Annotated in this window: 16 protein-coding genes and 1 pseudogene; 8 read left to right on the forward strand and 9 right to left on the reverse strand. The window is 65.1% G+C overall.

Translation table 11 applies throughout. From position 1 onward, the window contains the following. Window positions 1-551: 551 nt before the first annotated feature. Window positions 552-1,544 (forward strand): annotated as a pseudogene (locus EET03_RS31330) (alpha/beta hydrolase); the annotation flags it as partial. 135 nt (window positions 1,545-1,679) lie between these two features. Here EET03_RS31330 and EET03_RS09970 read toward each other — a convergent pair. The 4 genes from EET03_RS09970 to EET03_RS09985 all read right to left on the reverse strand — a co-directional run bounded on the left by EET03_RS09970 (window position 1,680) and on the right by EET03_RS09985 (window position 6,349). Continuing rightward, entirely contained in the window at window positions 1,680-2,780 is a 1,101-nt protein-coding gene (locus EET03_RS09970) for a ferritin-like domain-containing protein (RefSeq protein ID WP_075543214.1), read from the reverse strand. A gap of 118 nt (window positions 2,781-2,898) precedes the next feature. Beyond that, on the reverse strand, window positions 2,899-4,023 hold the full coding sequence (locus EET03_RS09975) for an Rv2629 family ribosome hibernation factor (RefSeq protein ID WP_099194098.1): 1,125 nt from the start codon (window positions 4,021-4,023) through the stop codon (window positions 2,899-2,901). Between the two features lie 57 nt (window positions 4,024-4,080). After that, window positions 4,081-5,922, reverse strand: coding sequence for an AMP-dependent synthetase/ligase (locus EET03_RS09980; RefSeq protein WP_075543216.1), 1,842 nt, complete (start codon window positions 5,920-5,922; stop codon window positions 4,081-4,083). Between the two features lie 178 nt (window positions 5,923-6,100). Beyond that, window positions 6,101-6,349, reverse strand: coding sequence for a hypothetical protein (locus EET03_RS09985; RefSeq protein ID WP_075543217.1), 249 nt, complete (start codon window positions 6,347-6,349; stop codon window positions 6,101-6,103). Window positions 6,350-6,666: 317 nt separating this feature from the next. Between EET03_RS09985 and EET03_RS09990 the strand changes: the two genes are divergently transcribed. The 3 genes from EET03_RS09990 (at window position 6,667) to EET03_RS32365 (ending at window position 11,032) form a co-directional block, all read left to right on the forward strand. Further along, window positions 6,667-7,653: a GNAT family N-acetyltransferase gene (locus tag EET03_RS09990; RefSeq protein WP_075543218.1), complete on the forward strand. Its 987-nt coding sequence runs from the start codon at window positions 6,667-6,669 to the stop codon at window positions 7,651-7,653. 106 nt (window positions 7,654-7,759) lie between these two features. Beyond that, on the forward strand, window positions 7,760-8,242 hold the full coding sequence (locus tag EET03_RS09995) for a flavodoxin family protein (protein WP_075543219.1): 483 nt from the start codon (window positions 7,760-7,762) through the stop codon (window positions 8,240-8,242). Between the two features lie 3 nt (window positions 8,243-8,245). Beyond that, the gene (locus EET03_RS32365) at window positions 8,246-11,032 is read left to right on the forward strand and encodes an AMP-binding protein (protein WP_099194099.1); all 2,787 of its coding nucleotides are present in this window, start codon (window positions 8,246-8,248) and stop codon (window positions 11,030-11,032) included. A gap of 90 nt (window positions 11,033-11,122) precedes the next feature. Here the strand turns inward: EET03_RS32365 and EET03_RS10005 are convergent, their stop codons facing one another. Next, on the reverse strand, window positions 11,123-11,389 hold the full coding sequence (locus EET03_RS10005; protein ID WP_023372822.1) for a hypothetical protein: 267 nt from the start codon (window positions 11,387-11,389) through the stop codon (window positions 11,123-11,125). Window positions 11,390-11,581: 192 nt separating this feature from the next. Here EET03_RS10005 and EET03_RS10010 point away from each other — a divergent pair, with 192 nt between their 5' ends. Both EET03_RS10010 and EET03_RS10015 read left to right on the forward strand, forming a co-directional pair. Then, entirely contained in the window at window positions 11,582-12,835 is a 1,254-nt protein-coding gene (locus EET03_RS10010) for an alpha/beta hydrolase family protein (RefSeq protein WP_099194100.1), read from the forward strand. A gap of 14 nt (window positions 12,836-12,849) precedes the next feature. Then, window positions 12,850-14,256, forward strand: a complete 1,407-nt coding sequence (locus tag EET03_RS10015; protein WP_075543247.1) for a wax ester/triacylglycerol synthase family O-acyltransferase — start codon at window positions 12,850-12,852, stop codon at window positions 14,254-14,256. Here the strand turns inward: EET03_RS10015 and EET03_RS10020 are convergent, their stop codons facing one another. After that, window positions 14,257-14,724, reverse strand: coding sequence for a hypothetical protein (locus EET03_RS10020; RefSeq protein WP_063469043.1), 468 nt, complete (start codon window positions 14,722-14,724; stop codon window positions 14,257-14,259). A gap of 296 nt (window positions 14,725-15,020) precedes the next feature. Between EET03_RS10020 and EET03_RS10025 the strand changes: the two genes are divergently transcribed. Next, window positions 15,021-15,920, forward strand: coding sequence for a slipin family protein (locus tag EET03_RS10025; protein WP_081255032.1), 900 nt, complete (start codon window positions 15,021-15,023; stop codon window positions 15,918-15,920). A gap of 91 nt (window positions 15,921-16,011) precedes the next feature. Here the strand turns inward: EET03_RS10025 and EET03_RS10030 are convergent, their stop codons facing one another. Continuing rightward, window positions 16,012-17,613: a sensor histidine kinase gene (locus tag EET03_RS10030; RefSeq protein WP_075543248.1), complete on the reverse strand. Its 1,602-nt coding sequence runs from the start codon at window positions 17,611-17,613 to the stop codon at window positions 16,012-16,014. A 716-nt stretch (window positions 17,614-18,329) separates the two neighbouring features. On the opposite strand from EET03_RS10030, the gene EET03_RS10035 reads away from it, so the two are divergent. After that, a complete protein-coding gene (locus EET03_RS10035; protein WP_075543222.1) occupies window positions 18,330-19,988 on the forward strand; it encodes an HAD family hydrolase in 1,659 nt (552 codons plus the stop codon). Between the two features lie 75 nt (window positions 19,989-20,063). On the opposite strand, the gene EET03_RS10040 is transcribed toward EET03_RS10035, so the two are convergent. Both EET03_RS10040 and EET03_RS10045 read right to left on the reverse strand, forming a co-directional pair. Continuing rightward, on the reverse strand, window positions 20,064-21,461 hold the full coding sequence (locus tag EET03_RS10040; protein WP_425271514.1) for a YhgE/Pip domain-containing protein: 1,398 nt from the start codon (window positions 21,459-21,461) through the stop codon (window positions 20,064-20,066). A 99-nt stretch (window positions 21,462-21,560) separates the two neighbouring features. Next, complete coding sequence (locus EET03_RS10045) at window positions 21,561-22,976, reverse strand: WS/DGAT/MGAT family O-acyltransferase (RefSeq protein WP_082274710.1); 1,416 nt, start codon at window positions 22,974-22,976, stop codon at window positions 21,561-21,563. Between the last annotated feature and the right edge of the window lie 92 nt (window positions 22,977-23,068).

The following is a 23,068-nucleotide window of genomic DNA, read 5'->3' on the forward strand; positions in this document are numbered from 1 at the left end:
AGTCGTAGTCGTCGGCATGCTCACGGACCAATCGGACCGCCTTGGCCTTGGTGTTCTCGTCGTACTTGCTTGGCATCGTGCCATCCTTCCCAAGAAAGGAAGTGCGCACGAAACCCGGGACGATTCACTTCGCCGAGTTCAACCGCGGTAAGATTCGCGGTATCGTGCGTGACCCCCAGACGGCCGAGGCGCTGTGTCCCACGACCTATCCCGTCGGCGCGAAACGGCTGTGCCTGGACACCAACTACTACGCCACGTTCAACCTGCCCCATGTGCGTTTGGTGAATCTGCAAGACCGGCCGTTGGTAAGCGTCATCAACACCGGAATCGGTACGGCCGGTGAATCTTTTGAGTTCGACGCGATCGTGTTCGCCACCGGCTTCGACGCAATTACGGGCGCGGTGGCGGCGGTCGACATCGTCGGCCGGGACGGACTCGCGCTGAAGGACAAATGGCGGCACGGTCCGTCCACTTACCTCGGCCTGACGACCGAGAGGTTCCCCAACCTCTTTCTCATCGCGGGCCCACACAGCCCCTCGGTGCTCTCGAACATGGCCGTGTCGATCGAGCAACACGTCGATTTCGTCGCCGACGCTTTGACCTATCTGCGCGCCCACGGCTTCGACCAGATCGAACCCACCAAGCTCGCCGAGGTCGGCTGGATGCGGTACGTCGACGATGCGGCATCGATAACCCTTATTCGCCGCCTGCAACCCGACGTGCAGATGGTCCTCGAGCAGATGGCGCTGCTGGACCTGCCACCGATGGAGTCATTGCCACCCGAACAGGCGCGCGCCTTGATGAACGAAATCAACTTGGCACGTCCACCGGGTCCAGACGTCGGCGAAATCGTGGACGGGTCGCTGCCCGGTGCTGCCGGCGATTTGGCCTACCGATCGGCCGGCGAGTCCGGGGCCAAACCCCCGACAGCCCCGGTAGTCGTCTACTTCCACGGCGGCGGTTGGGCTCTCGGCGACCAGACTTCCGATGATCCGGTATGCCGAGATCTCTGCGTGCGCAGCGACACCCTCATCGTGTCGGTGAACTACCGGCACGTGCCCGAGCACCGCTTCCCCGCCGCGCTGGACGACGGCTGGGCGGCCGTGCGATGGGCTGCCGAGCATGCCGAAGAGCTCGGCGGCATCCCGGGACGACTGGCGGTGTGCGGGTGGAGCGCCGGTGCCGGCATCGCGGCCGTGGTCTGCCAATTAGCCAGGGACACGGGCTGGCCGACGATTGTCGGCCAGGCGTTGATCACGCCCGTCGTCGACACCGATCAGGCCCGAGGCTCAGGCTCCTACTCCGACAACGCCGACGGCTACGGGCTTACGGCCCCGTTGATGCGATAGTTCTTCGACCACTATGCCGATCCGGGCGTACGGGATGACCCCAGGATCGCCCCGCTGCGTGCGCCGGATCTGTCGGGCCTGCCCCCTGCGATCGTCGTCTCAGCAGAGTTCGACCCGCTACGCGATGGAGGCGACGCGTACGCCGAAGCGCTTGCGGCAGCAGGGGTTCCCACCCGGCATGTGCGGACTCGAGGACACACGCACCTGTCGTTGTCCATGGTGGACGTGGTCGTCTCCGGAGCCCCGATTCGTGCCCAGATCGCCGACGCGTTACAGAGGTTCTTCGCGACCGACGCCGCGACGACGGCGCCGGCTCAGGCGGCGGGCTGACTAGCTGGCGCCCGCCGCGATCACCTGGTCCACCTCGCGGGCTCGGTCGGCCATCTCGGCGTGTGCCTTGTCCAGCGCCTCCGCCTGATCCTCATCGGCCTTCATCAGCGCTTCGATGTTGAAGCCGGCCATGTCGAGGACGCCCATGTCCCGGAAGGCCTGCTGCACCTTGTCGCCCCACAGCCCAATGTCCTTGACTATCGGCACGATTCGGCTGAACAGGTGCGAGCGGAACTGAATCATCAGCGGTGACGTGTCAACCCACTCGGCGCACGTCTGGACGTCCATGCCGAGGGTCTCGAAAACCTCCTCGCCGCGGAACCGGTCACGCATCAGGTAGCAGGCGTCCACGACGAACTCTTCGCGCTCGCCCCGCTCGGCCTCGGTCAGCGCGGAGTAGTAGTCCTTCAGCGAGATCCTTCCGAAGGCGACATGCCGGGCCTCGTCCTGCATGACGTAGGCCAGCAACTGCTTGGCCAGCGAGTCCGGCGCCGCCATGTCACGCAGCACCCCGAACGCGGCGAGCGCGAGCCCTTCGATCAAGACCTGCATCCCGAGGTAGGGCATGTCCCAGCGGGAGTCGCGCAGGGTGTCCTCCAGCAGCGCGGTCAGGTGCTTGTTGATCGGGTAGACCAGGTCGACCTTCTCCTGCAGGAACCGCGAGAACGCCTCGACGTGCCGGGCCTCGTCCATGGTCTGGGTGGCCGCATAGAACTTTGCGTCCAGGTCTGGGACGACCTCGACGATCTTGGCCGCGCAGACCATCGCGCCCTGCTCGCCGTGCAAGAACTGCGAGAACTGCCAGGCCTGGAAGTGCTGGCGCATCTCGGCGCGCCGTGCCTCATCTGCCGCGTCCCACATCGGGCTGCCGAACAGCGGATGAAACTCGTCGGGCAATCCGACAGGGTTGCGCGGGTCGACGTCTTGCGCCCAGTCGATGCGCGACTGGGCATCCCATTGCTTGTCCTTTCCCTTTTGATACAGGGAAAGGAGCCGGGCGCGCCCCTCGTCGTACTCCCAGCTGAAGCGTGCGTCGCCGACGCTGGGGACCTCCCATGAGTACGGCTCGGGCACGTCCGTGTACTTGTCTCTCGTGCTCATGAGTTGCCGCCTTTCCGGCCCCGCGTGACCAGTGGTCATATGACGAGTATCACATTGCACCTGCGTTCGGCAGCACGTCAAGCCTGCCGAGCGGTTTAACTGAACGCGGCCTGCGCCCCTACGAACTCTGCCCGGCCAGCCTGTCGGTCGCGGCATATCGGAGCAGCGCGCCCACACCGTCGGCGGGAGTCAGCCGGTCGTCGGTGCGTACCAGCGACGCGTCAACCGCGATCGCGGCAAACGGCAATGCTTCGTCTGCCCGAACCACCCGTGCCACCGGCTCACCCAGCTCGGACAACGCGTCGGCATCGGGAGCGACCGTCGTCCGCGCTGCGCCGGTGACCACCGTGGTGTCGCCCAGTTCGCCGATGATCAGGGTGTCGACGTCGCCGTCACGCAGCGCCGCGCACACCGCGGCCACCCCTTCGGCGGCCAGCCCCGCGGCACGTCCCAGCTGCGCCTGGAAACGTTCCGCGACGTCGGTCAGCTCGGCGGATCGCCGGCGGGTGAACTCCGCTGCCGTCAAGTCGCGGATCTCGTCCTCGCTGATGCCGCTGGTGCGGGCGCCGGCATGCAATTGGGACACCCGCCGCGCCACCCGTTGCGGCAATGCCGAAACCAGGTCGGAGCGCGAACGGACCTCGCCGCAGACGAACACCACCTCGGGGTCGGCGTCGTCGACGAGCCGGGTGAGGTGGTCGGCGACGGCGCGGCAGTTCATCCGGATGGCTTCCTCGGTCGTATGCTGCAGATCGCCGTAGCCGTTCCAGCCCGCGGTGACCGGTTTGTGGACCGGGTAGCCGCCGCCGTCGATGCTGGTGGAACTGAAGGTGTCGCCGCGGTAGAGCCGGACGTCGGCCCCGGTGTGGTCCACGGCGGCGAACACGTATGTGGGCCGCAGCATTTCGCGGTCGATCAACGGCACCAGATAGGGGTAATCGGACAGGCGGACCACCGTCGTCGGGGGCGGGCTGAGGAGTTGCTCGTTGATCAGCACCTGGTCGCTGGTGGCGACGACCGCGCGGCCGCGACGGCCCACGGCCGGTCGATGGTGCAGCACCGCGTCTTCGAGCTTGCCGACGAGTTCCGCGGCTGCCCCCAGCTCCTCGAGATGCCGACGGATATCCCGCCATTTCGCCTCGAGTTGCCCGGCGGCATCGGCGGTGTCGTGGGAGTCGTCGAAATACACCGAGGCGACTGGACCTTCGGCGGTTACCAGCCATCGGAGGCGTTCTGATCGCATGCCCACCTTCTCCGCTATGTCGTCGTGATACTTACCCGCAGGTTGCCTGTGCGGCGATCAGTCTTGGTACAGAGCCGCTATCTGGTCGGCGGACTTGCCGACGACCACCTTGCGGCGCAGCTTCATGCTCGGCGTCAGGTCACCGGATTCGATGGAGAGCTCGCGGTCGAGGATGGTGAATTTCTTGATCTGCTCCCAGCGGTTCAGTTCCGCGTTGAGCATGTCGATGTATCCCGCGATCAGGGTGCGCGTCCGGTCGTCACCGGCGATTTCGGCGAATGATCGGCCGGCCAAACCGTGTTTGGCCGCCCAATCGGTGATCGCCTCACGGTCCAGGCTGACCAGTGCCACGCAGTAGGGCTTGGCCTCGCCGATGACGATGAGTTCGCCGACATACGGGCACAGGCCCTTGAACCGCACTTCGATTGCCGAAGGCGCCACGTATTTGCCCTGGGAGGTCTTGAACATGTCCTTCTTGCGGTCGGTGATCCGCAAGTAGCCGTCGGCGTCGACCTCACCGATGTCGCCGGTGTGGAACCACCCGTCCGGGTCGAGTGCCTCGGTGGTCGCCTCGGGCAGATCGTGGTAGGAGGTCATCAAACCCGGTCCCCTGAGCAAGATTTCGCCGTCGCCGGCGATCTTGACCTCGGTAGCCGGGAACGGCCAGCCCACCGTGCCGAACCGATACGCGTGCGGGCGGTTGATGAACGACGCGGCAGCGGTCTCGGTCAGCCCGTACCCCTCGAGGACGGTGATGCCGATCGCATCGAACCACTGCGCGACGTTGCGGTCCAGGGCGGCGGCCGCGGACACGAAAAACCGGATCCGGCCGCCGAAACGCTCGCGGATGGTCGAGAACACCAGCCGGTCGGCCAGCTTGTATGCCAGTGCGGAGGCCGGCGAGGGTTTCCGCCCTGCTTGCCGGGCCGCCGACACCTTCAACCCCACCCTCATCGACCATCCGAAAACCGTTCTCTTGAAACGGCTTTGCTCGGCGACCAGTTGCTCGATGCGAGCATGGGCTTTTTCGAAGATCCGGGGTGCGGCACCCATGACGGTCGGATGCAGCGCCGCGAGATTCTCGACGATCTTCTCGACACGCCCGTCGATGGCGGTGGTGAACCCGATCGACAGCGGTAGCGCCAGCATCACCTTGCCGAAGGCGTGGGCCAGCGGCAGCCACAGGAAGTTCAGGTCGTCGGGTCCGAGCACGTTGAGGGCGTCGATGGCCGCGGCGGTGTACGTCCAGGCCCCGTGGGTCAGCCGCACCCCCTTGGGCCGCCCGGTGGTGCCCGAGGTGTAGATCAGGCTGGCAAGCTGGTCGGGACCGACGGCCGCCGCCCGCTCCTCGACGGCGTTGGGGGAGTCGGCCAGCAGTTGCTTACCCAGCTGCTCCAGGTCGGCGAGGGTGATCACCCAGTCGCCGTCACCTTTGCCGTCGATGATCACGACCTTGCTCACCGCAGGCAGTTCGGCGCGGTGCGCGAGCAACTTGTCGACCTGCTTCTGGTCCTCGGCGACCACGATCCGGCTGCCGGAGTTGGCGACGATGTAGGCGACGTCGGGGGCGATGGTCGTCGGGTAGACGGTGGTGGTTGCGGCGCCGGCACACATCACCGCGAAGTCGGTGAGCACCCACTCGTATCGCGTCGAGCTGGCAAGCGCCACCCGGTCCTCGGCGGCAATCCCGAGCGAGATCAGCCCCGCGGCGAGGTGGTGTACGCGCTCACCGACCTGCTCCCAGGTGACACTCTCCCAGCCGTGATCGTGTGGATAGCGGAAGGCCTCCGCGTGGGGGGTGGCGGCCACCCGGTCGAGGAACATCCTCGCCACCGACGGCGGCCGGCTGTCGATCTTGGAGAAATCGGGCTTCTCCAGCGAGGCGAGTGCGGCATTCATGACTCAAATCCCTTCTCGCCCAAAGGAATCAACATTGATTGGCTAGCGAAGTGGTGCATGACGATCTTTTCTGTTGTGCCTTGACACATCCGATGCTTGTGCGGTTGCCGGGACAGGTATAGGGACCAAAGTCATCCAGCCGGCGGCAATCGTCCCTTCAGGTGTCAGCGGGCCGGGTTCAGGCCGCGATAATCACCTGAATGGACAGGCATTCGCCGATGGCATAGGCCGTCGGCCAGTCACCGGTACGCACCGCGCACGCCAGGTCGTCGACCAACGGGCTTTGGACGCCCAATTCCGACAGCCAGCCCGCTACCGTGGCCGTGATCTCGTTCGCGGTTACTCGGGCAGTACGTCCGTCGTGCAGGCGGTCGGTCACCTGGTAGATCGTCATGACCTTGTGATGCCGCCAGATCGGTGCGTTCATCGTGGTCTCCCGGTTCTCCGGAGTTGGTCAGCTCGTAAGTATCGATCTGACCACCGGCGCCTCCCCGGCCCTAGAGGCCAAGAGCACCGTTGCCGGTGTGCTTTGGTCGGTGTCCGGACCCGCCGAAGTCCCCCGCGGAAGGGTCTTTCGGCCCAGGCCACCGCTGGACCGGGCGAGTAGCGTACTTCGATGTTGGGGATGTTGGGGATGTTGGGGATGTTGGAGATGTCGGGCAACCCGAGGAAAATGAGCGAGATGACTGCTGTAGCAACCGATCACCGCGTAGCGGCGCCGGACTCGTTCGTGGGCGGGCCGGGGTGAACCCAGTCCGGCCGCAGGATCTGGCAGCGGTGGCGGTGTTCGCCGACATCGCGACGGAGCAGCTCACAGGGTTGGCTGACCACCTGAAGCCGCTGCATTCGCTGGCGGGCGAGGTTTTGATGCGCCAGGGTGACCGGGCGGAGTCGTTTGCCATCATCACCGACGGCCGGGTCGAGGTCAGGCACGTCGACCGGGACGGCCAGATTTCGGTGACGGAGCTGTCGGCGGGGCTGATCGTCGGCGAAATCGCGTTGTTGCGGCACACGACGAGGACGGCGACGGTGATCGCCAAAGACGACGTGAACGGCTATCTGGGATACAACGACGCCTTCGAGGCCATGCTGGCCATCCCGGCGGTCGCCGAGCGAATGGTCCGCACCGCGCGACAACGGCTGGCGGCCTACGTCGCTCCGATCCCGGTATCCGTCGAAGACCATCCTGATCTGCTGTTGCGCCCGGTCCTGCCCGGCGATGCCGAACGGTTCCAGAGCAGCGGGACGTTCTCCCGGGAAACCCTGTATCGGCGCTTCATGTCGTCATACCAGCTCAACGATGCGCGGTTGGCCTACCTGTTCGAGGTCGACTATGTCGATCATTTCGTCTGGGTCATGACCAATGGCGCCGACGGGCCGGTCGTCGCGGTCGGCCGGTTCGTTCGGGACAAGGACGACCCCGGCCTGGCCGAGGTCGCGCTTACCGTCGGCGACGCGTATCAGCGTCGGGGGATCGGGACGATGCTACTGACCGCCCTGGCGATCGCGGCACGCACCGATGGCATCGACCGCTTCTGTGCCCAGGTGCTAGCCGGCAACGAAGCTGTTCACGCGTTGGCGCGCAAGCTGCATCCCTGTTGGGAGCGGGAGGATCCCGGTGTGGTCACCACGACGGTGCAGATCCCAGCCCTCCGGGACCTGCCCCTCGATGAGGTCCTGCGCAAGCAGATCCTGAATGTGGCCTACCAGGTGATCCACGCATTCGACTGAGGCGAGTACAACGCCTCTGCCATCTGGGGCCTTTGCGCCCTACCCGACGGCGCGGTGGCTGCGCAGTATGGAGCTGTCCGGCTTCGGTATCGGAAGGAGTTGGCCGATGAAATCGCTCATCGTGTGCGTGTCGACGTCGCACGGCAACACCCGCCGGGTCGCCGAAAGGATGGCTGAGGTGCTGCACGCGCGGGTAGTCGAACCCGAGCAAGTCGATCCGCACACACTCGGCGACTACGATCTCGTCGGCTTCGGATCAGGCATCTACTACATGGCGGTGCACCCGAGGTTACGGAGTTTCTTGCGTCGCCTGCCGCGGGTCGACGGCGTTGCGGCGTTCACCTTCTTCACCAGCGGCGCCCGCGAGATCCCGCTGACCAGCTATCACAAGCCGATGGGAAAACAGCTTGCTGCCAAGGGTTTTGAGGTGATCGGATTGTTCTCCTGCCGGGGCCTCGACACCGTGGGGCCGTTCGGGTACATCGGCGGGATCAACAAGGGCCGGCCAGACCACCACGACCTGGATCGGGCCGCGGCCTTCGCGGAACGGATTCGCGAACGGGTCGCGGGGTCCAGAGCGGCGTCCTGACAGATGGCAGGCGAGGAGCGCGACGTCCTGGCACTGGTGCGTGGCCTGGTCGCCGAAGTTCACCCGCATGCCATGCCCCCCTCGGTGACCCTCGACAGCACTTTCGACGACCTCGGTATCGGCAGCCTCGAACTGGCCGAACTGCTGTTGCGGGTCCAGGGCAAGTACGGGGTGGCGCTGCCGTCGGACCTGCTGGCCCGTGCCGAGACACCGCGTGACCTGGTGGTGGCGGTCGCTCGCGGCCATCCCGTCTTGGCCCCTGAGCGCGGCGCCATGGTGTCCCTTCCGGCCACGGAACCGGGAGGGCTGGCGCCCGAAGCGGCGTCGACCCTCAACGATGTCCTCGACTGGCACGTCGGCGCGACCCCGGAGCGCATGCACATCCGGCTGCTCGACGATTCCGGCGGCGGCACGGACCTGACGTATGCGACGCTGCACCGGGACGCGGCCGCCGTCGCGGCCGGGTTGATCGCACACGACGTCATGCCGGGCGAGACGGTCGCCATCATGTTGCCCACCTGCCGGGCTTACTTCACCACGTTCGCCGGTGTGGTCCTCGCCGGCGCGGTGCCCGTTCCCGTCTACCCGCCGGCCCGGCCATCCCAGTTGGCCGATCATCTGCGCCGCACCACCGGCATCCTCACCAACGCCGGGGCCACGCTGCTGGTCACCGTGCCGGAGGCGGTGACGCTCGGGCACCTGTTGCGGTCGAACGTCGAAAGCCTGCGTCACGTCGTCGTACCCGAAACCCTCACGGGCACAGGCGAAAACCTGGGACCGGGCCGGCCCGCACTGCCCAGGCCTAGAACCGACGACCTCGCCCTGGTGCAGTACACTTCGGGCAGCACCGGCCAGCCCAAAGGGGTCGCCCTCGCGCACCGCAACCTGCTTGCCAACATCCGGGCCATGGGCCAGGCCGCCGGGGCGTCGGGTACGGACACGTTCGTCAGCTGGCTGCCGCTGTACCACGACATGGGTCTGATCGGCGCGTGGCTGGGGTGCATGTATTTCGGTGTGCCCCTGGTGGTCATGAGTCCCCAGGCGTTCCTCATCCGTCCGTCCCGATGGCTGTGGGCCATCCACGCAAACCGGGCGACCATGTCGGCCGGTCCCAACTTCGCCTACGAGCTGTGCCTGGCCAAGGTCCGCGACGACGAGATCGAGGGGCTCGACCTGAGCTCGTGGCGATTGGCCTACAACGGCGCCGAGCCGGTGAGCCCCACGACGATCGAGCGGTTCGCCGACCGCTTCGCGGCGTACGGCTTCCGGCGAGACGCGATGACCCCGGTGTACGGCCTGGCCGAATCCTCGGTGGGCCTGGCCTTCCCGCCGCTGGGCCGGGGTCCGCTGATCGACCGGATCCGCCGCGACGAGTTCGTGCGTTCCGGGCGGGCCGCGCCGGCCCGGCCCGACGAGCGTGACGCACTGCGCTTCGTGGCCTCCGGTCAGCCGCTGCCCGGCCACGAAATCCGCATCGTCGACACTGCCGGCACCGAACTGGGCGATCGCCGCGAAGGACGCATCGAGTTCCGTGGTCCGTCGGCGACCGCCGGATATTTCAACAACCCGACGCCCACCCGTGCGCTGTTCCACGGCGACTGGCTCGACACCGGCGACCTGGGCTACATGGCTGACGCCGACCTCTACGTCACCGGCCGGGTCAAGGATCTGATCATCCGGGCCGGCCGCAACCTGCATCCGGCCGAGCTCGAAGAGGCCATCGGCAACCTCACCGGGGTTCGCAAGGGTTGTGTGGCGGTGTTCGCCTCCGCCGATCGGTCGGGGGGCGCCGAGCGACTCGTCGTGATGGCCGAGACCCGGCTGACCGAAGACGCCGCCCGCGCCGCGCTGCGCTCCGAAATCGCCTCCACCACAGTTGATTTGCTGGGTGTACCGCCGGACGACGTGGTGCTGGCGCCGCCGCGCGCGGTGTTGAAGACTTCGAGCGGCAAGATCCGGCGGGCCGCCAGCCGGCAACTCTACGAGGCGGGAAGAATCGGCGCCCGGCCACATGCGGTGTGGTGGGAGTTGGTGCGGCTCCGGTTGCGCGGCGCGGCCCCGTCGATGCGCCGCACCGGCCGCGCGGCGTCCGCCGTCGCATTCGCGGCCTACACCTGGGCGGTGTACCTGGTCCTGGGGCTGGCGTTGGTGGTTTTGCTCATGCTGTTGCCGCGGGAGCGATGGCGCTGGTGGGCGGTTCGGCGATCGATCCGGCTGCTGGCCCGCCTTACCGGAACGGCGATCACCGTGCACGGCCGCGATCACCTGCCGGCCCAAACCTGCATCGCGGTGGCCAACCATCCGAGCTGGATCGACGGAATCGTGCTCGCCTCGGTGCTGCCGCCGTCGTTCCACTTCGTCGTCGCCGAGCGGTTGCAGCAGGGGTTGTACGGATTTGCGCTGCGGCGGCTGGGCACCCAGTTCGTCGAACGTCAACAGCGGGAGCAGGGTGTGGCCGACACCGACCAACTCGTCGGGTGGGCGCGAGCGGGCCAATCGCTGGTCATCTTCCCCGAAGGCCGGCTGGCCCGCGCCCCGGGTTTGCGGCCCTTCCACATCGGCGCATTCGTCGTCGCGGCCGAGGCCGGGGTGCCGGCCCTTCCCGTCGCCATCCGGGGGACCCGGTCGGTCATGAGACCAGGCCACCACTTCCCGCGCCGGGGCGCGGTCGACGTCGTCATCGGTACACCGATCCGGCCGGCGGGCCCGGACTGGGATGCGGCCGTTGACGTGCAACGCAAGGCCCGCGAGGCGGTGCTGCGGATGTCGGGCGAGCCCGACGTCGAATGACCCGGAGTAAGAGTTTACCCTTGCCAGAGAAGACAATCCGAAGCAAACCCGCAACGCACATTGACGTTGCGGCGGTTTCGGTGGTTCAGTTCAGCGTGTTTTGCTTGCCGCCTGGCCGGCGCTTCGCACCACGCTGCGGAAGAACTCCATCCGTGCGGTGACCAAATCATCGGCCAAGTCCAGGGCAGCGTCGACAACGGTCTTGCGTCGTGACTCGTCGGGGAGCACGGAATCGATCTGATCGACGAACTTGCGGACGGCCTCGATGGCTTTTTTACGGCCGGTTTCAACCGATTCGAGCACCTCGTCGGAAAGCTCGGCCCAGCGTGGCTCGGCCTTCTGTGGCGTCTCTGTCATGATTTCAACTCCTACTCGATCGGCGTGCTCGCAAACTTCGGCAGTTGCCGACGCTGATGAAGTTACGACCGTCGAGTCACCGGCACGAGTGACTAAAGTCCCTACGTAGCATGAACATTTGTCCCATCCAGTGACTTTCGGCGGGACGTAAGACCCTAACGTGTTACGGCGTGGGCTGTTAGCTTTGCCGCCATGGCAACTTCGGCGGGTGACGACGTCCGTGATCACCCGGGTTCACGGCAGCTGAGCCCGCCAGTCATCGGTGGTTTGGGCAACGTGGTCAAGCCATTCCTGCACACCGGCCGCTATTTTGCCCAATCGTGGCGTGACTATCTCGATCACAGCCCCGGCGAGCTGCCGATCGCACGGCCCACTATTGCGTTGGCGGCCCAGGCGTTTCGTGACGAGATCGTCCTGATGGGCCTCAAAGCGCGACGCCCGATCAGCGACCGAGAAGTGTTCGAGCGAATCCGCGATGAAGTGGCCGCGGGCTTGGAGTTCTACGGGAACCGGGGATGGCTGGGGTGGCCGCGGGGGTTTTTTGCCGATCCACCGCCGCTCGCAGACATCACGGTCCGAAAGGTCAAGGACCGCCGACGTACCTTTTATCGCCTGCAATTCGGCAGCGGCTATGCGCCGCACCCAGGCGAACCGGGTGCCGAACGATGGCTGGGATACACCGCGAACAACCGCGAGTACGCGCTGTTGCTGCGCCACTCCGAACCGCGCCCTTGGCTGGTGTGTGTGCACGGCACCGAGATGGGGCGCGCCCCGCTCGATCTTGCGCTGTTTCGGTCCTGGAAACTGCACGACGAGCTGGGCCTGAACATCGTCATGCCGGTACTTCCCATGCACGGCCCGCGGGCGCGCGGCCTGCCGAAAGGCGCGGTATTTCCCGGAGAGGATATTCTCGATAACGTCCACGCAACGGCTCAGGGGGTCTGGGACATCCGGCGGCTGTTGTCCTGGATCCGGTTGCAGGAGCCGGAATCGCTGATCGGGTTGAACGGTCTGTCGCTCGGCGGCTACCTGGCGTCCTTGGTGGCCAGCCTCGAAGAGGGCCTCACCTGCGCAATTCTCGGTGTTCCGGTCGCTGATTTGGTTGAGCTGCTCGGCCGCCACTCCGGCCTGAATCGCGACGACCCACGCCGCGACACGGTGAGGATGGCCGAGCCGATCGGCCGGATGATTTCGCCTCTTTCGCTTACCCCGCTGGTGCCCATGGCCGGCCGTTTCATCTACGCCGGTGTCGCTGACCAGCTCGTGCATCCACGCGAGCAGGTGACCCGCCTCTGGGAGCACTGGGGTAAACCCGAAATCGTTTGGTACCCCGGTGGTCACGCGGGCTTCTTCCGGTCCCGGCCTGTGCAGCGGTTTGTCGAGGAGGCACTGCAGCAATCAGGGCTCCTGGACCGCCCGGCGGCGGAGCGCGACCGCCCCGCCTAGTTGTGGAGGGCGAAATGAATCCTCTGGATCCGCTGGACGCGGCGATGATGACCGCGGAAATGTTGTCCAACCCAATGCATGTCGGCGCTGTGCTGATCTTGTCACCACCGCCGGATGCGGGTCCCGAATACGTCGACGAGCTGTATCGAGAAACGCAGGCGGGCAACGATCCGATCGACCCCAGGCTGCGGCGATATCCGCATCAGGGTGTGGACACCGGGGGCATCTGGGTCTGGCGTGACGCCGACACCGTTGACATCGGGCAACACTGCCAGCGGCGTACGGTTTCCGGTGACGGTTCCGGATTCTGGCGGCTGATCGCCGAGCTGGATGCCGAGCGCCTCGATCGGTCCCGCCCGATGTGGACGTCCTATCTGATCGATGGGCTCGCGGGTGGCCGATTCGCGTTTTATATCAAGGTGCATCACACCGTCATCGACGGCGTGGCCGGGTTGAAGATGATTGCCGAGGCGCTGAGCACCGATGCGGACCGGCGATCGATGCCACCCTTCTACGCCGAGCGCCACCGGGAACGCGCGCCGTCGTCGACGTCGACTGGTCTGTTACCTCGTCTGGTGGCGCCGTTGCGGACGCTGGCCGGCGCCGCCGCGTCGGGTGTAGGGCTGATCAATCATGTTGTCACCGGCGAGATATCCACCGTACTCGACAGTTTGATCGGCCATACGACCGTGCTGCCTTTTGGCGCTCCCTACACGCGATTCAACGGTCGTCTCGGGCCCGAGCGGGCCGTCGCTGCGGGCAGCTGGCCGAAGACTCGCATTCAGGCGGTTCAACATGCCGCCGGTGTCACCGGCAACGACGTGGTGACCGCCATGGTGGCGGGCGCGCTGCGCCGCTGGTTGCTGGACCGCGGCGAACTGCCCAACCAGTCGCTGGTGGCGGCCTGCCCGATCACGGTGCGTGGTCATGAGCACGCCGGGGCTGACGACGAGCATGGCAATATGTTCGGTCTTTGGTTGTGCCCGTTGGGCACCAACATCGATGATCCGGTGGGACGGTTGGACCTGATTCACCGGTCGATGTCGGAGGGAAAACAGTGGGTGGGCAAGCGCGGATCGGCGGCATCGTTGCTGACGGTCGCTGGAAGTATCGCCGCCACGGTAGTTTTTCCGCTGCTGCCGTTTTCGCCCAAGATCCGCACCGGATACAACGTTCCGATTTCGCATGTTCCCGGCCCTCGCGCCGAAAGATATTGGAACGGCGCGCATGTCGATGAGATATATCCGGTGTCCACCGTCTACGACGGGCAGGCGCTTAACGTGACGACGTGCTCCTACGCCGACCAGGTCGGGTTCGGCTACGTCGCGGGCCGCGAAATCGTGCCCGACATCGAGACGTTGATACCGCTGACCGAGCAATGCCTGACTGAGCTGGAAGCTGCTTTAGGCGTGCGGATTTGATCAGGCGGCGCGCGGCAGGTCCGTAGTAGGGCTTGCCGGTTGAGGCGTGGTCTGATGCGGCGTGGGAGCCCATCCGACCAAGGCTAGATATAGCCCGGCCAGCGCCATGACGATGAACGTGCCCCGCCACCAGGCCAGCGCTTCGATCGCGTCGCTGGCAAACCCCAGGTAGGTTTGGGGGAAGGCCATCAGGAAGAATCCCTTGAGCGTGGTCATCCATCCGACCGCTGACACGATGATCGCGGGGGCTCCCCGCCAGTGCCGGTGCAGCGCGACGACGATCAGCCCGATCAGCAAAGTGAACGCGCCAGAAACCCAGGGCCACACAAAGTTGGCCCGGAACTCCGTCAGCAGCGTTCGCATTTCCGAGGTCCGTGCGATCGCCGTGATCGTCACGAGAACGAGAAAGGGACCGATCACGCGGGCAAACATGCGCGTCCCGGCCGGGATCGGTTGTGAACTGCTCATGGCTCCATCTTTCGTGCCATTGTCTCTCATCGGGTGAGACGACCTCATTTGATTCGATCGCCTAAACGCTGCCCGCGATAGGGGCGAAAGGCCCATGCACCCCAACCGGGCTGGGTTGTCCCGCGCGCAGCCACGGCGGTGTCCATGTAATCAGGCGCCGAGTGCACCACGAGGAAGGGACCTTCGCCGGGGAACAGCGGACTTCTGGCCGCTGACCGGCGGCGACGTCGGCTCTAGCGTTGATGGCAAGCATCTGGTCGATGGATGCTGCGGGGGAACGAATTGAGGTAGTTGTGATGACCCAAAATGGAACGGTTTCCTTGGTTTTCGGGCTTGTCCTGGTGGTGCTGCTGGCGGCGTCGATCAGGGTCGTGCAGCAGTATCAGCGCGGCGTGCACTTTCGGTTGGGCCGGGTAGTTGGGGTGCGCGAACCCGGGCTGCGATTGATCGTGCCGATTATCGACCGCCTGTGGCGGGTTTCGATGCGGATCGTTACCATGCCCATCCAGTCGCAGGGCATTATCACCCGTGACAATGTCAGCGTCGACATTGCCGCGGTTGCCTACTTCCGTGTCGTAGACGCGCGCAAATCCGTCGTTGTTATCGAAAACGTCAACGCCGCCATCAATCAGATCGCACAGACCACCCTGCGCAATGTCGTTGGGCAACATTCCCTCGACGAGGTGCTCGCCCAAACGGAGAAGATCAACGGCAGCATCCGCCAAATCCTCGACACCACCACCGTCGATTGGGGAGTGGAGGTAACCCTGGTCGAGCTCAAGGACATCCAACTGCCGGACAGCATGAAGCGCGCCATGGCCCGCGAGGCCGAGGCAGAGCGGGAGAAGCGAGCCAAAATCATTGCCGCAGAAGGCGAAGCCCGCGCCGCGGCGGCCCTCGGCGACGCGTCCGACACCATGATGCAGCACCCGCTGGCCTTGCAGCTGCGAAACTTGCAGACCCTGGCGGAACTTGGTGTGGAGAAAAACACCACTGTCGTGTTCCCGGCTCCGTTGATGAGTTCGATCGGAGAACTCACCGGCTTCCTCACCCGCGAGGCGAATGCCTCGAACACATTGCAGCTTAACGGTCTGCCCGAGGAGAAGCTCGCCCACGCGCCGACTCGCTTATTTGAGGAACTAGGAGGCCCGCAGGCTGACTCCGGGCGTCTTGGCCGCAGCACTTCTGCCACATAGGTTTTCGGCGTAACCGATCATACCGTTTGCCCCGCTTACATGCGACAAGCTAGGCCCAGCACACAGTCACGGGCGATGAGACCGGCAATGCCTAGGGGCTGGAAAGCGGCACGATCCAACGCACATGAGTGCCCCCGTCGGGCGGTGAGCTGATAACGCAGGTGCCGCCGAGTTGTTCTGCCCGTTGCGTTATGTTGGCTAGTCCGCTGCGCCGCTGGTTTTGTGCTGGGATGCCTTCGCCGTTATCCACGATGTCGATGGTGAACGCGTCCGCGACGGTGATCGCGACGGTCAGCCGGGAGGCGCCGGAGTGGCGCACGGCATTACTGATGGCTTCAGTGATGACCGCTTCGGCATGCTCGGCCAGCCCGCTGCCGACCATGGTCAGCTGGCCGATTGTGCGCAGCGTGGTGGCGACGGGGCGGTTGTCGGTCAGTTCAGCCACCAGTCGCTGAACCCGGCGCAGAAACGTTCCGTCAGAACCAGCGTCTGAATGCAGGTCGAAGATTGTCGTACGGATGTCTTCGATGGTGCTTTGCAGGTGGTCGAGGATTTCGGTGAGGCGATTGGTCATCTCTGGCGAGCGGGACCGCGCGATTGCGCTGTGCAAATCCAAGCCGGCTGCGAACAGGCGCTGGATGACGTGGTCGTGCAAGCCATGAGCTATGCGCTCGCGGTCGGCGAGAATGCCGAGCTTCCGTTCGCGGTTGCGATCCGTTGCCAGCGTCAACGCCATTGCGGCCTGGTCGGCGAAGTCGCCGACGGGGTCGAGACAGTCCTTGTCGAACGGCGGCGCATCTTTGCCGCGGGCCACGCCGAGCACCCCGATGAGGGAGTCGTGGGCGCGCAGCGGCATGAGAATCGCCGGGCGTTGCCCGGTATCGGTGAACGCCGGAATCGGATTAAGGAACGACGGGGTGATCACCGGTGTGCCAGAACGAAGCACAATGCCGTCGGTGGAGCCGTCCACCGGCACATGCTGGCCGAGCACCTCGCCGGCGCGTGCACCCACCGCGGTGGACACCACCAACGTGTCGATTTCGTCAGCGGGTCCATTGGCGGGAAGCAGTACGATCGCTTGCTCAGCCTGCGCCAGCTCCATCGCGCGTTCGGCGATGAGCTGTAGCGCACTCGACGCCGGACATGCATCCGAAAGCAGCGCAGTCGTGATCTCGCGACTGGCCGTAATCCACGCCGCTGAAGCGCGCGCTCGATCAAGGAGTTGCGCGCTGTCAATGGCCACCGCCGCCGCCGACGCCAAGGCGCGCGCCGCGATCTCGTCGGATTCGGTGAAGGCGTTCCCGAGGCCGTCGTTGGCGACATATAAGTTGCCGAATACCTCACCGCGGATGGTGATGGGCACGCCGAGGAGGGCCCGCATCGGCGGATGGTGCGCCGGGAAACCGAGTGCGGCCGGGTGCGTGCTCAGATCGTTTAACCACAGCGCTTCGGTCGGCTTGAGCGCTACACCGAGAACACCCTTGCCCGACGGCAGTTGTCCGATGTCGTGGACGGTGTCTGCATCCATCCCAGCATGGACGAACGAGACGAGTTGATCGTCGTGATCATGCACAGCTATGGCGCCGTACCTTGAGCCGGTCAGGTCCATCGCCGCAGTGACGATCCGATGCAGCGTTGCATCGAGGTCGAGATCAGAACTCATCTCGACGATCGCTCGCAACAGCAGCCGCATCTGCTTGCGGGCCGCGAGCAGCTCTTCGCGCTGCCGACGAACCTGGCGTGCTAGGTCTCCATTGTCGAGACGGGTAACGGTGTCGAGACGGGTAACGGTCGACTTGCTGTGCTCACCCACCAGGCGGCGCCTGTCCAAACGTGCCTCCTTATCTGTTGAGGCACTGCCACACGGCGGTGTCGACTTTGCCGGCTTGCCTATTTGGCTTGCCGTCGGTAGGAATGCTACGCCGTTTGGCCGTGTTGGTCTTGGCGGAAATCGGGCGCGCTGTCATCGTGGTCGATCGTTGCGGCAGATGTCACGTGAGCGGATGGCGGCGGGCTGATTGCGGTGTTGTGCCTACGGCAGGTGTCGTTCGTCGTGTTGTGTATTCCGGGCCGCGCACCGGCGCATCGACATTAGGTCGAGAGATCAATGGTCTGCCGACGACGTGACGGTAAACCAAGGTCCAACGACCCTACAGGAATACGTGTCATGGGCCATAGGTTCAGCAGTGTCTGGGAATCGACCGGCGAGAGATCGCCAAGGGCCGGCAAAACAAGACGTCATATGTAAGGGGCCAGCTGACTTGGCGAACGTGAAATCCTCAGCGCCGCAGGCCACCACATGCGTGAACTGGGAGGCAATGGCCGCCACGCGAAACTGAATGGCAGACACGTCGGCGCCGCCAAATCGGCTACGCGCGAAAACTGGCGTGAGCAAAGATCGGACAGACTGTGACGTTTTTCAAGGTGGTCGCCCTCGACTTCGACGGCACCCTTACATCAGGCGGCACCATAGCGGTACATACCATGGAGGCAATCGAGCATGCCAGGCGAAATGGCCTTGCGATTGTGCTTGTCTCCGGCCGAATCGGAACCGAATTGCAGGCCGAATTCCCACAGATAGCCAACCACGTGGACGCGATGGTGCTCGAAAACGGCGCGGTGATCGTCATCAACGGCCAGTCCCGCGCACTGACACCTCCGGTGGACGGCGGCCTTCGGCAGGCACTCGTTGACCGCAAAGTCCCGTACCGCCGCGGTGCGGTGCTGGTGGCCGCTGACGGTGAGCACGCCGCGACCATGATCGAGCTGATCGGCGAGCTTGGGTTGGACTACCAGATCGCTCACAACCGCGGTGCCCTCATGGTGCTGCCGGCAGGTACCACCAAAGCGACCGGGCTGGCGACAATCCTGGACGAGATGAAACTTTCCCCGCACAACACCGTGGCCGTGGGAGACGCCGAGAACGACTTGTCGTTATTCGGTATTGCCGAGATCGGCGCAGCTGTGGCCGATGCCGTTGCGTCAGTTCGGCGAAGTGCCGACCTAGTTCTGGACAAATCGGACGGAGCCGGCGTGTCCGAGCTGTTGACCGGCCCGTATCTCACCGGGGTACAACGCTGGTGTCCACCCCGCCGGTGGGTCAACATTGGAACCTTCGACGACGCAACCCCGACCCGGATACCGGGAAGCCAGGGCCGGATATTGGTTACCGGACCTGCCGCGACGGGAAAGAGCTATGTCGTCGGTTTGATGGCAGAGCAATGGATTCTGGCCAACTACTGCGTCCTTGTCCTCGATCCCGAAGGCGACCACGTGCAGTTACAGCAGCTCAACAGGGTGCAGCTGTTCGACGGTGGCCACCACCTTCCTGAGCCGGCCGAACTGCTCACCATGCTGCAGCCGAACTCCAGCATGGTGGTGGACATGTCGGCATTGTGCGAGCCAACCAAGGTCGACTACATGTATCGATTACGGTCGGCTGCCGAGGCACACCGACAGCAATACGGATATCCACATTGGGTGATCTATGACGAGGCCCACTTGCTCGGCGTCGATGAGCACGCGCACTGGGCACCGCGAGGCGGCTATGTGTTGTCTTCATTTGCCCCGGCATCGCTTCCCGCGCACGAGATCGATACCAGCGACGTGGTGCTGACGCTGACCGGCGCCGACACTGCATCAGACATCGCTTCTCCGCGGCGAGCTACCATACGCATCGGCTCCCAGCCGGCGCGCCAGTTCGCCATCGCACATCGTGCGACTGCCCACGTACGGCACTGGCACAAGTATGCCGATATCGGCCTGCCCCATGACCGGCGCTTCTACTTCCACACCACCGCTCGCCAAGCCATTGCCCCGGCCGCGACAATGCGTGATTTCGGCACTGCGGTAAGACATCTCGACCAACAAACACTCGAATACCATCTCGAGCGCGGCGACTTTTCCCGGTGGCTCGAAGGCACGATCGCAGACAAAGACCTCGCCACGCAGGTGGCCGCATGGGAGGACGAGCTACAGGCCAATCGCGCCGCCGACCTGGAACGCATCCGTCACAACCTCGCCCAAGCGGTGGAGGAACGGTATCTACCTGCGCAAGAACCGGACTGAGCCGTCAAGCCGCCGCGTGACATCGAATCCGTACCGAGCACTCGCGGCACGGCCGCCCGATCGCATTGAGTTGTGTTATGTCGCTTCGTGTTTGCCATGCCCCTCGGATGACTCAGGTGCGGCCTCCGCCGAACCGGCGGAGGTGGTATGAGCCATTGCCGGTTCCGCGGAGCTGGATTCAGGAGCCGGCGTTGCGGCCGGGGCGGGCGTTGGCACCGCCGCGATGCGGTGGATGCCCTTGCGGTCGTATATCCAGGTCAGCACGGCGCCGAAGACCAGACCGATCGCGAGCCCGATCGTCGCCACCGTCAGGGAGCGGCCGAGCCCCGCGTCGAGGCGGCCGTCGAAGTACAGCAGCGCCCGGGTGCCGATGAACACCTGGCGCATCGGCTCGAAATTGGCCAGCCAGCTGAAGATCTTCGGCTCCGCCTCGAGCGGAATCGTGGCGCCGGTGGATGGCAGGCCCAGGAAGTTGAAGATGAACAGGGCGGTCAGAATGCCGAGCGTGCCCAATGCCGTGATGAAGCTCGTGGAGGCGACCCCCACGGTCAACATGATGAAGACACCGAAGAGCCACAGCGCCCATGGGTGCGGCACCGGCATCCCGAAGGCCTTCGCCACCCAGAGGTAGACCGCTGAAGAGAACAACGACACCACCGCCACCAACATCCACTTGAGCAGCAGCGTGCGGAACCACGACACCCGGACCCGATCGGCCAACCGGTACATCGGTCCGAATTCGGCCGGCGAATAGCCGAGCATCGCCTCGACCAGCATGCTCACCACCAGGGCGCCGGTGACGCCGCCGATCAGCAACATCAGGGTGTAGAAGTAACTGGACAGTCCGAGCCCGGTGCCGTCAGGCAGCTCGTTGCGCGGCTCGACCCGAACGTCGAGGGGATTGGCGAGCACCCATGCGGCACCGGCGCTCAGCTGCTCGCCACCGGACGCAGCCGCCGCATCCGTGAGCTTCTTGCCGGCCTTGGTGTTGTAGTCAACCATCGCCTTTTTCAGCACACTTTCGGCGATGCCCGCACCCATCGCGCTGGCCCGCGGATTGGTTTCGATCGTGATGACCGGCTTGGTCACCTCGCCCGGCTTCGACACGGTTTGCAACAACCCCAGCAGTTTGTCGGAGAAGTCCGGCGGTATCACCAACGCGCCGTAGATCTTGCCGGTGTCGAACTGATGATTCGCCTCCTCGGGGGTCAGCAACCGGATATCGAACTTATGCCCTTCCTCGAGTTTGGTCTTGAGTGCATCGGTGATCTTGGCGCCCGCCTTGGCGCTTCCCGTGTCCTCGTTGACGATCGCGATCGGGAAGTTGTGGAAGTTTTTCTTCGGGTTCAGGCTGCTGCCGAAGAACAGCCATGACAGTCCCGCCAATACGGCGAGCGTGACGACGACCGGGGCCAACCAGAACCGCACGGTGCGCAACGGGTGCGGCAGCGGATACGGAGTGGTTTGACGCAATAGTTCCTGGTCGGACATGAGGGCTCCTTCCTCGACTAAGCCGAGCCTGCGTTGGGGCTAGATATCGGAAGCGAAATCACGCACAGCTGCCTCCGGAACTCAGGTGGCCAACCGGGAAGGCCGCCGGCTTTGCTTCGTGCGGGTCTGTTTGCGGGCCAGGGCGCGGGCCAGCAGACGGGCGACGCCGAGTTCGATGCCGCGGGCGAGTTCGTCGACGTCGGGCGTGGCGTCGTAGTCGGCGGTGATGCCGAACACTACTGTGTCGACATAGGTGAGCATGCCGATGACGGTGCGCAGGTGCATCGCGATCGGCGGCACCGGCAGCAGCTCTTCGACCGGGCGACCCAGGACCTGCAGCCGCTGACGGGGGCCCGGCACATTGGTCGCCAGTGTGACGACGCTGCGCTGCGGCAGCCGCGCCAGTAGCCGAACCGTCCACGCGCTCAACACGAACGGCACGAAGTTGGCCAGCGCGACAAAGGCGCTCGCCGCCTGGCGCTCACCGCTGCCTTTCAGCCTGTCCAACCGGGTGTGCACCGACCGTAACCGCTTCACCGGGTCGTCCTGCTCCACCGGCAACGACGGCAGCATTGCCGACACGCGAATATCGGTGCGGTCCATGGCATCCGGCGAGCGCACCGATACCGGGATCAGCGTGCGCAGCGAGTTGCGCCGCGGCTTCTCACCGCGATGCAGCAGGACCGCACGATAGCTATCGGTGATGGCGGCCAGCGCCACGTCGTTGAGTGTGACGCCGAAGACCTCGCACACCGTTTCGACATCTTTGAGCGACACCCGCGCCGCGCTGTAACGGCGCATGTTCGTCACCGAGCCGCGCAGCGACGAGTCTGCGGCGGGAGCGAGTAAGCCGGCAACGAATTGGGCTGCTCCTTTGGCGGTGTGCGCGGCTGCGCCGGTAGTGGCCACCGATGCGCGCCACAGTCCGCCGGCCCAGCTCAGCGGGTTGAGGCTGAGCCCGGCCGGGTTGCCCATCGACACCGGCGCCTCTTTGGCGGCCCGGATGTCGGTGGCGAACGTCGCGGTCGGACCCGTATCGGCGATGTTGGCCAACATCCGCATCGCGGCAATCCCGTCGGCAATGCAATGGTGGATTTTTATCAGCGCCGCCCACCGCCGTTCCGGCAGGCCTTCGATGATCCAGCACTCCCACAAGGGGTGGTCGCGATCGAGCCGGCGCTCCATGAGATCGGCGATGGTCCGGAACAAGGCGGCATCATCGCCGGGCCGCGGCAATGCCGCCCACCGCACATGGTGGGTGATGTCGAAGTTGGCGTCGTCAACCCATTCCGGCGCCGCGAGTTCCAACGGATGCTTGTGCACCAACTGCGTCAACCGGGGGATGGTTCGCATCCGCTCCGAGAGCGTCTCGACGAGCTCGTCTCGCCCGGGGCTGGGTCCGTCGATGACAGCCAGCGCGCCGATGGCTAGGCTCACGTGCCTGTCGGCGTCTTCTGCCTCCAGGAAACTGGCCGCCATGGTCGTCAGCTGTTCCACCGCCAGCCACCTCCGATCCCCGTCGATCGGCATCACTATCCGTGGTAGGGCACCGGGGGCAATAGTGCCGTTAGTCACCAAGGACTAGTGCC

This window comes from Mycobacterium innocens (assembly GCF_900566055.1).
In the GTDB taxonomy this organism is placed as follows: domain Bacteria; phylum Actinomycetota; class Actinomycetes; order Mycobacteriales; family Mycobacteriaceae; genus Mycobacterium; species Mycobacterium innocens.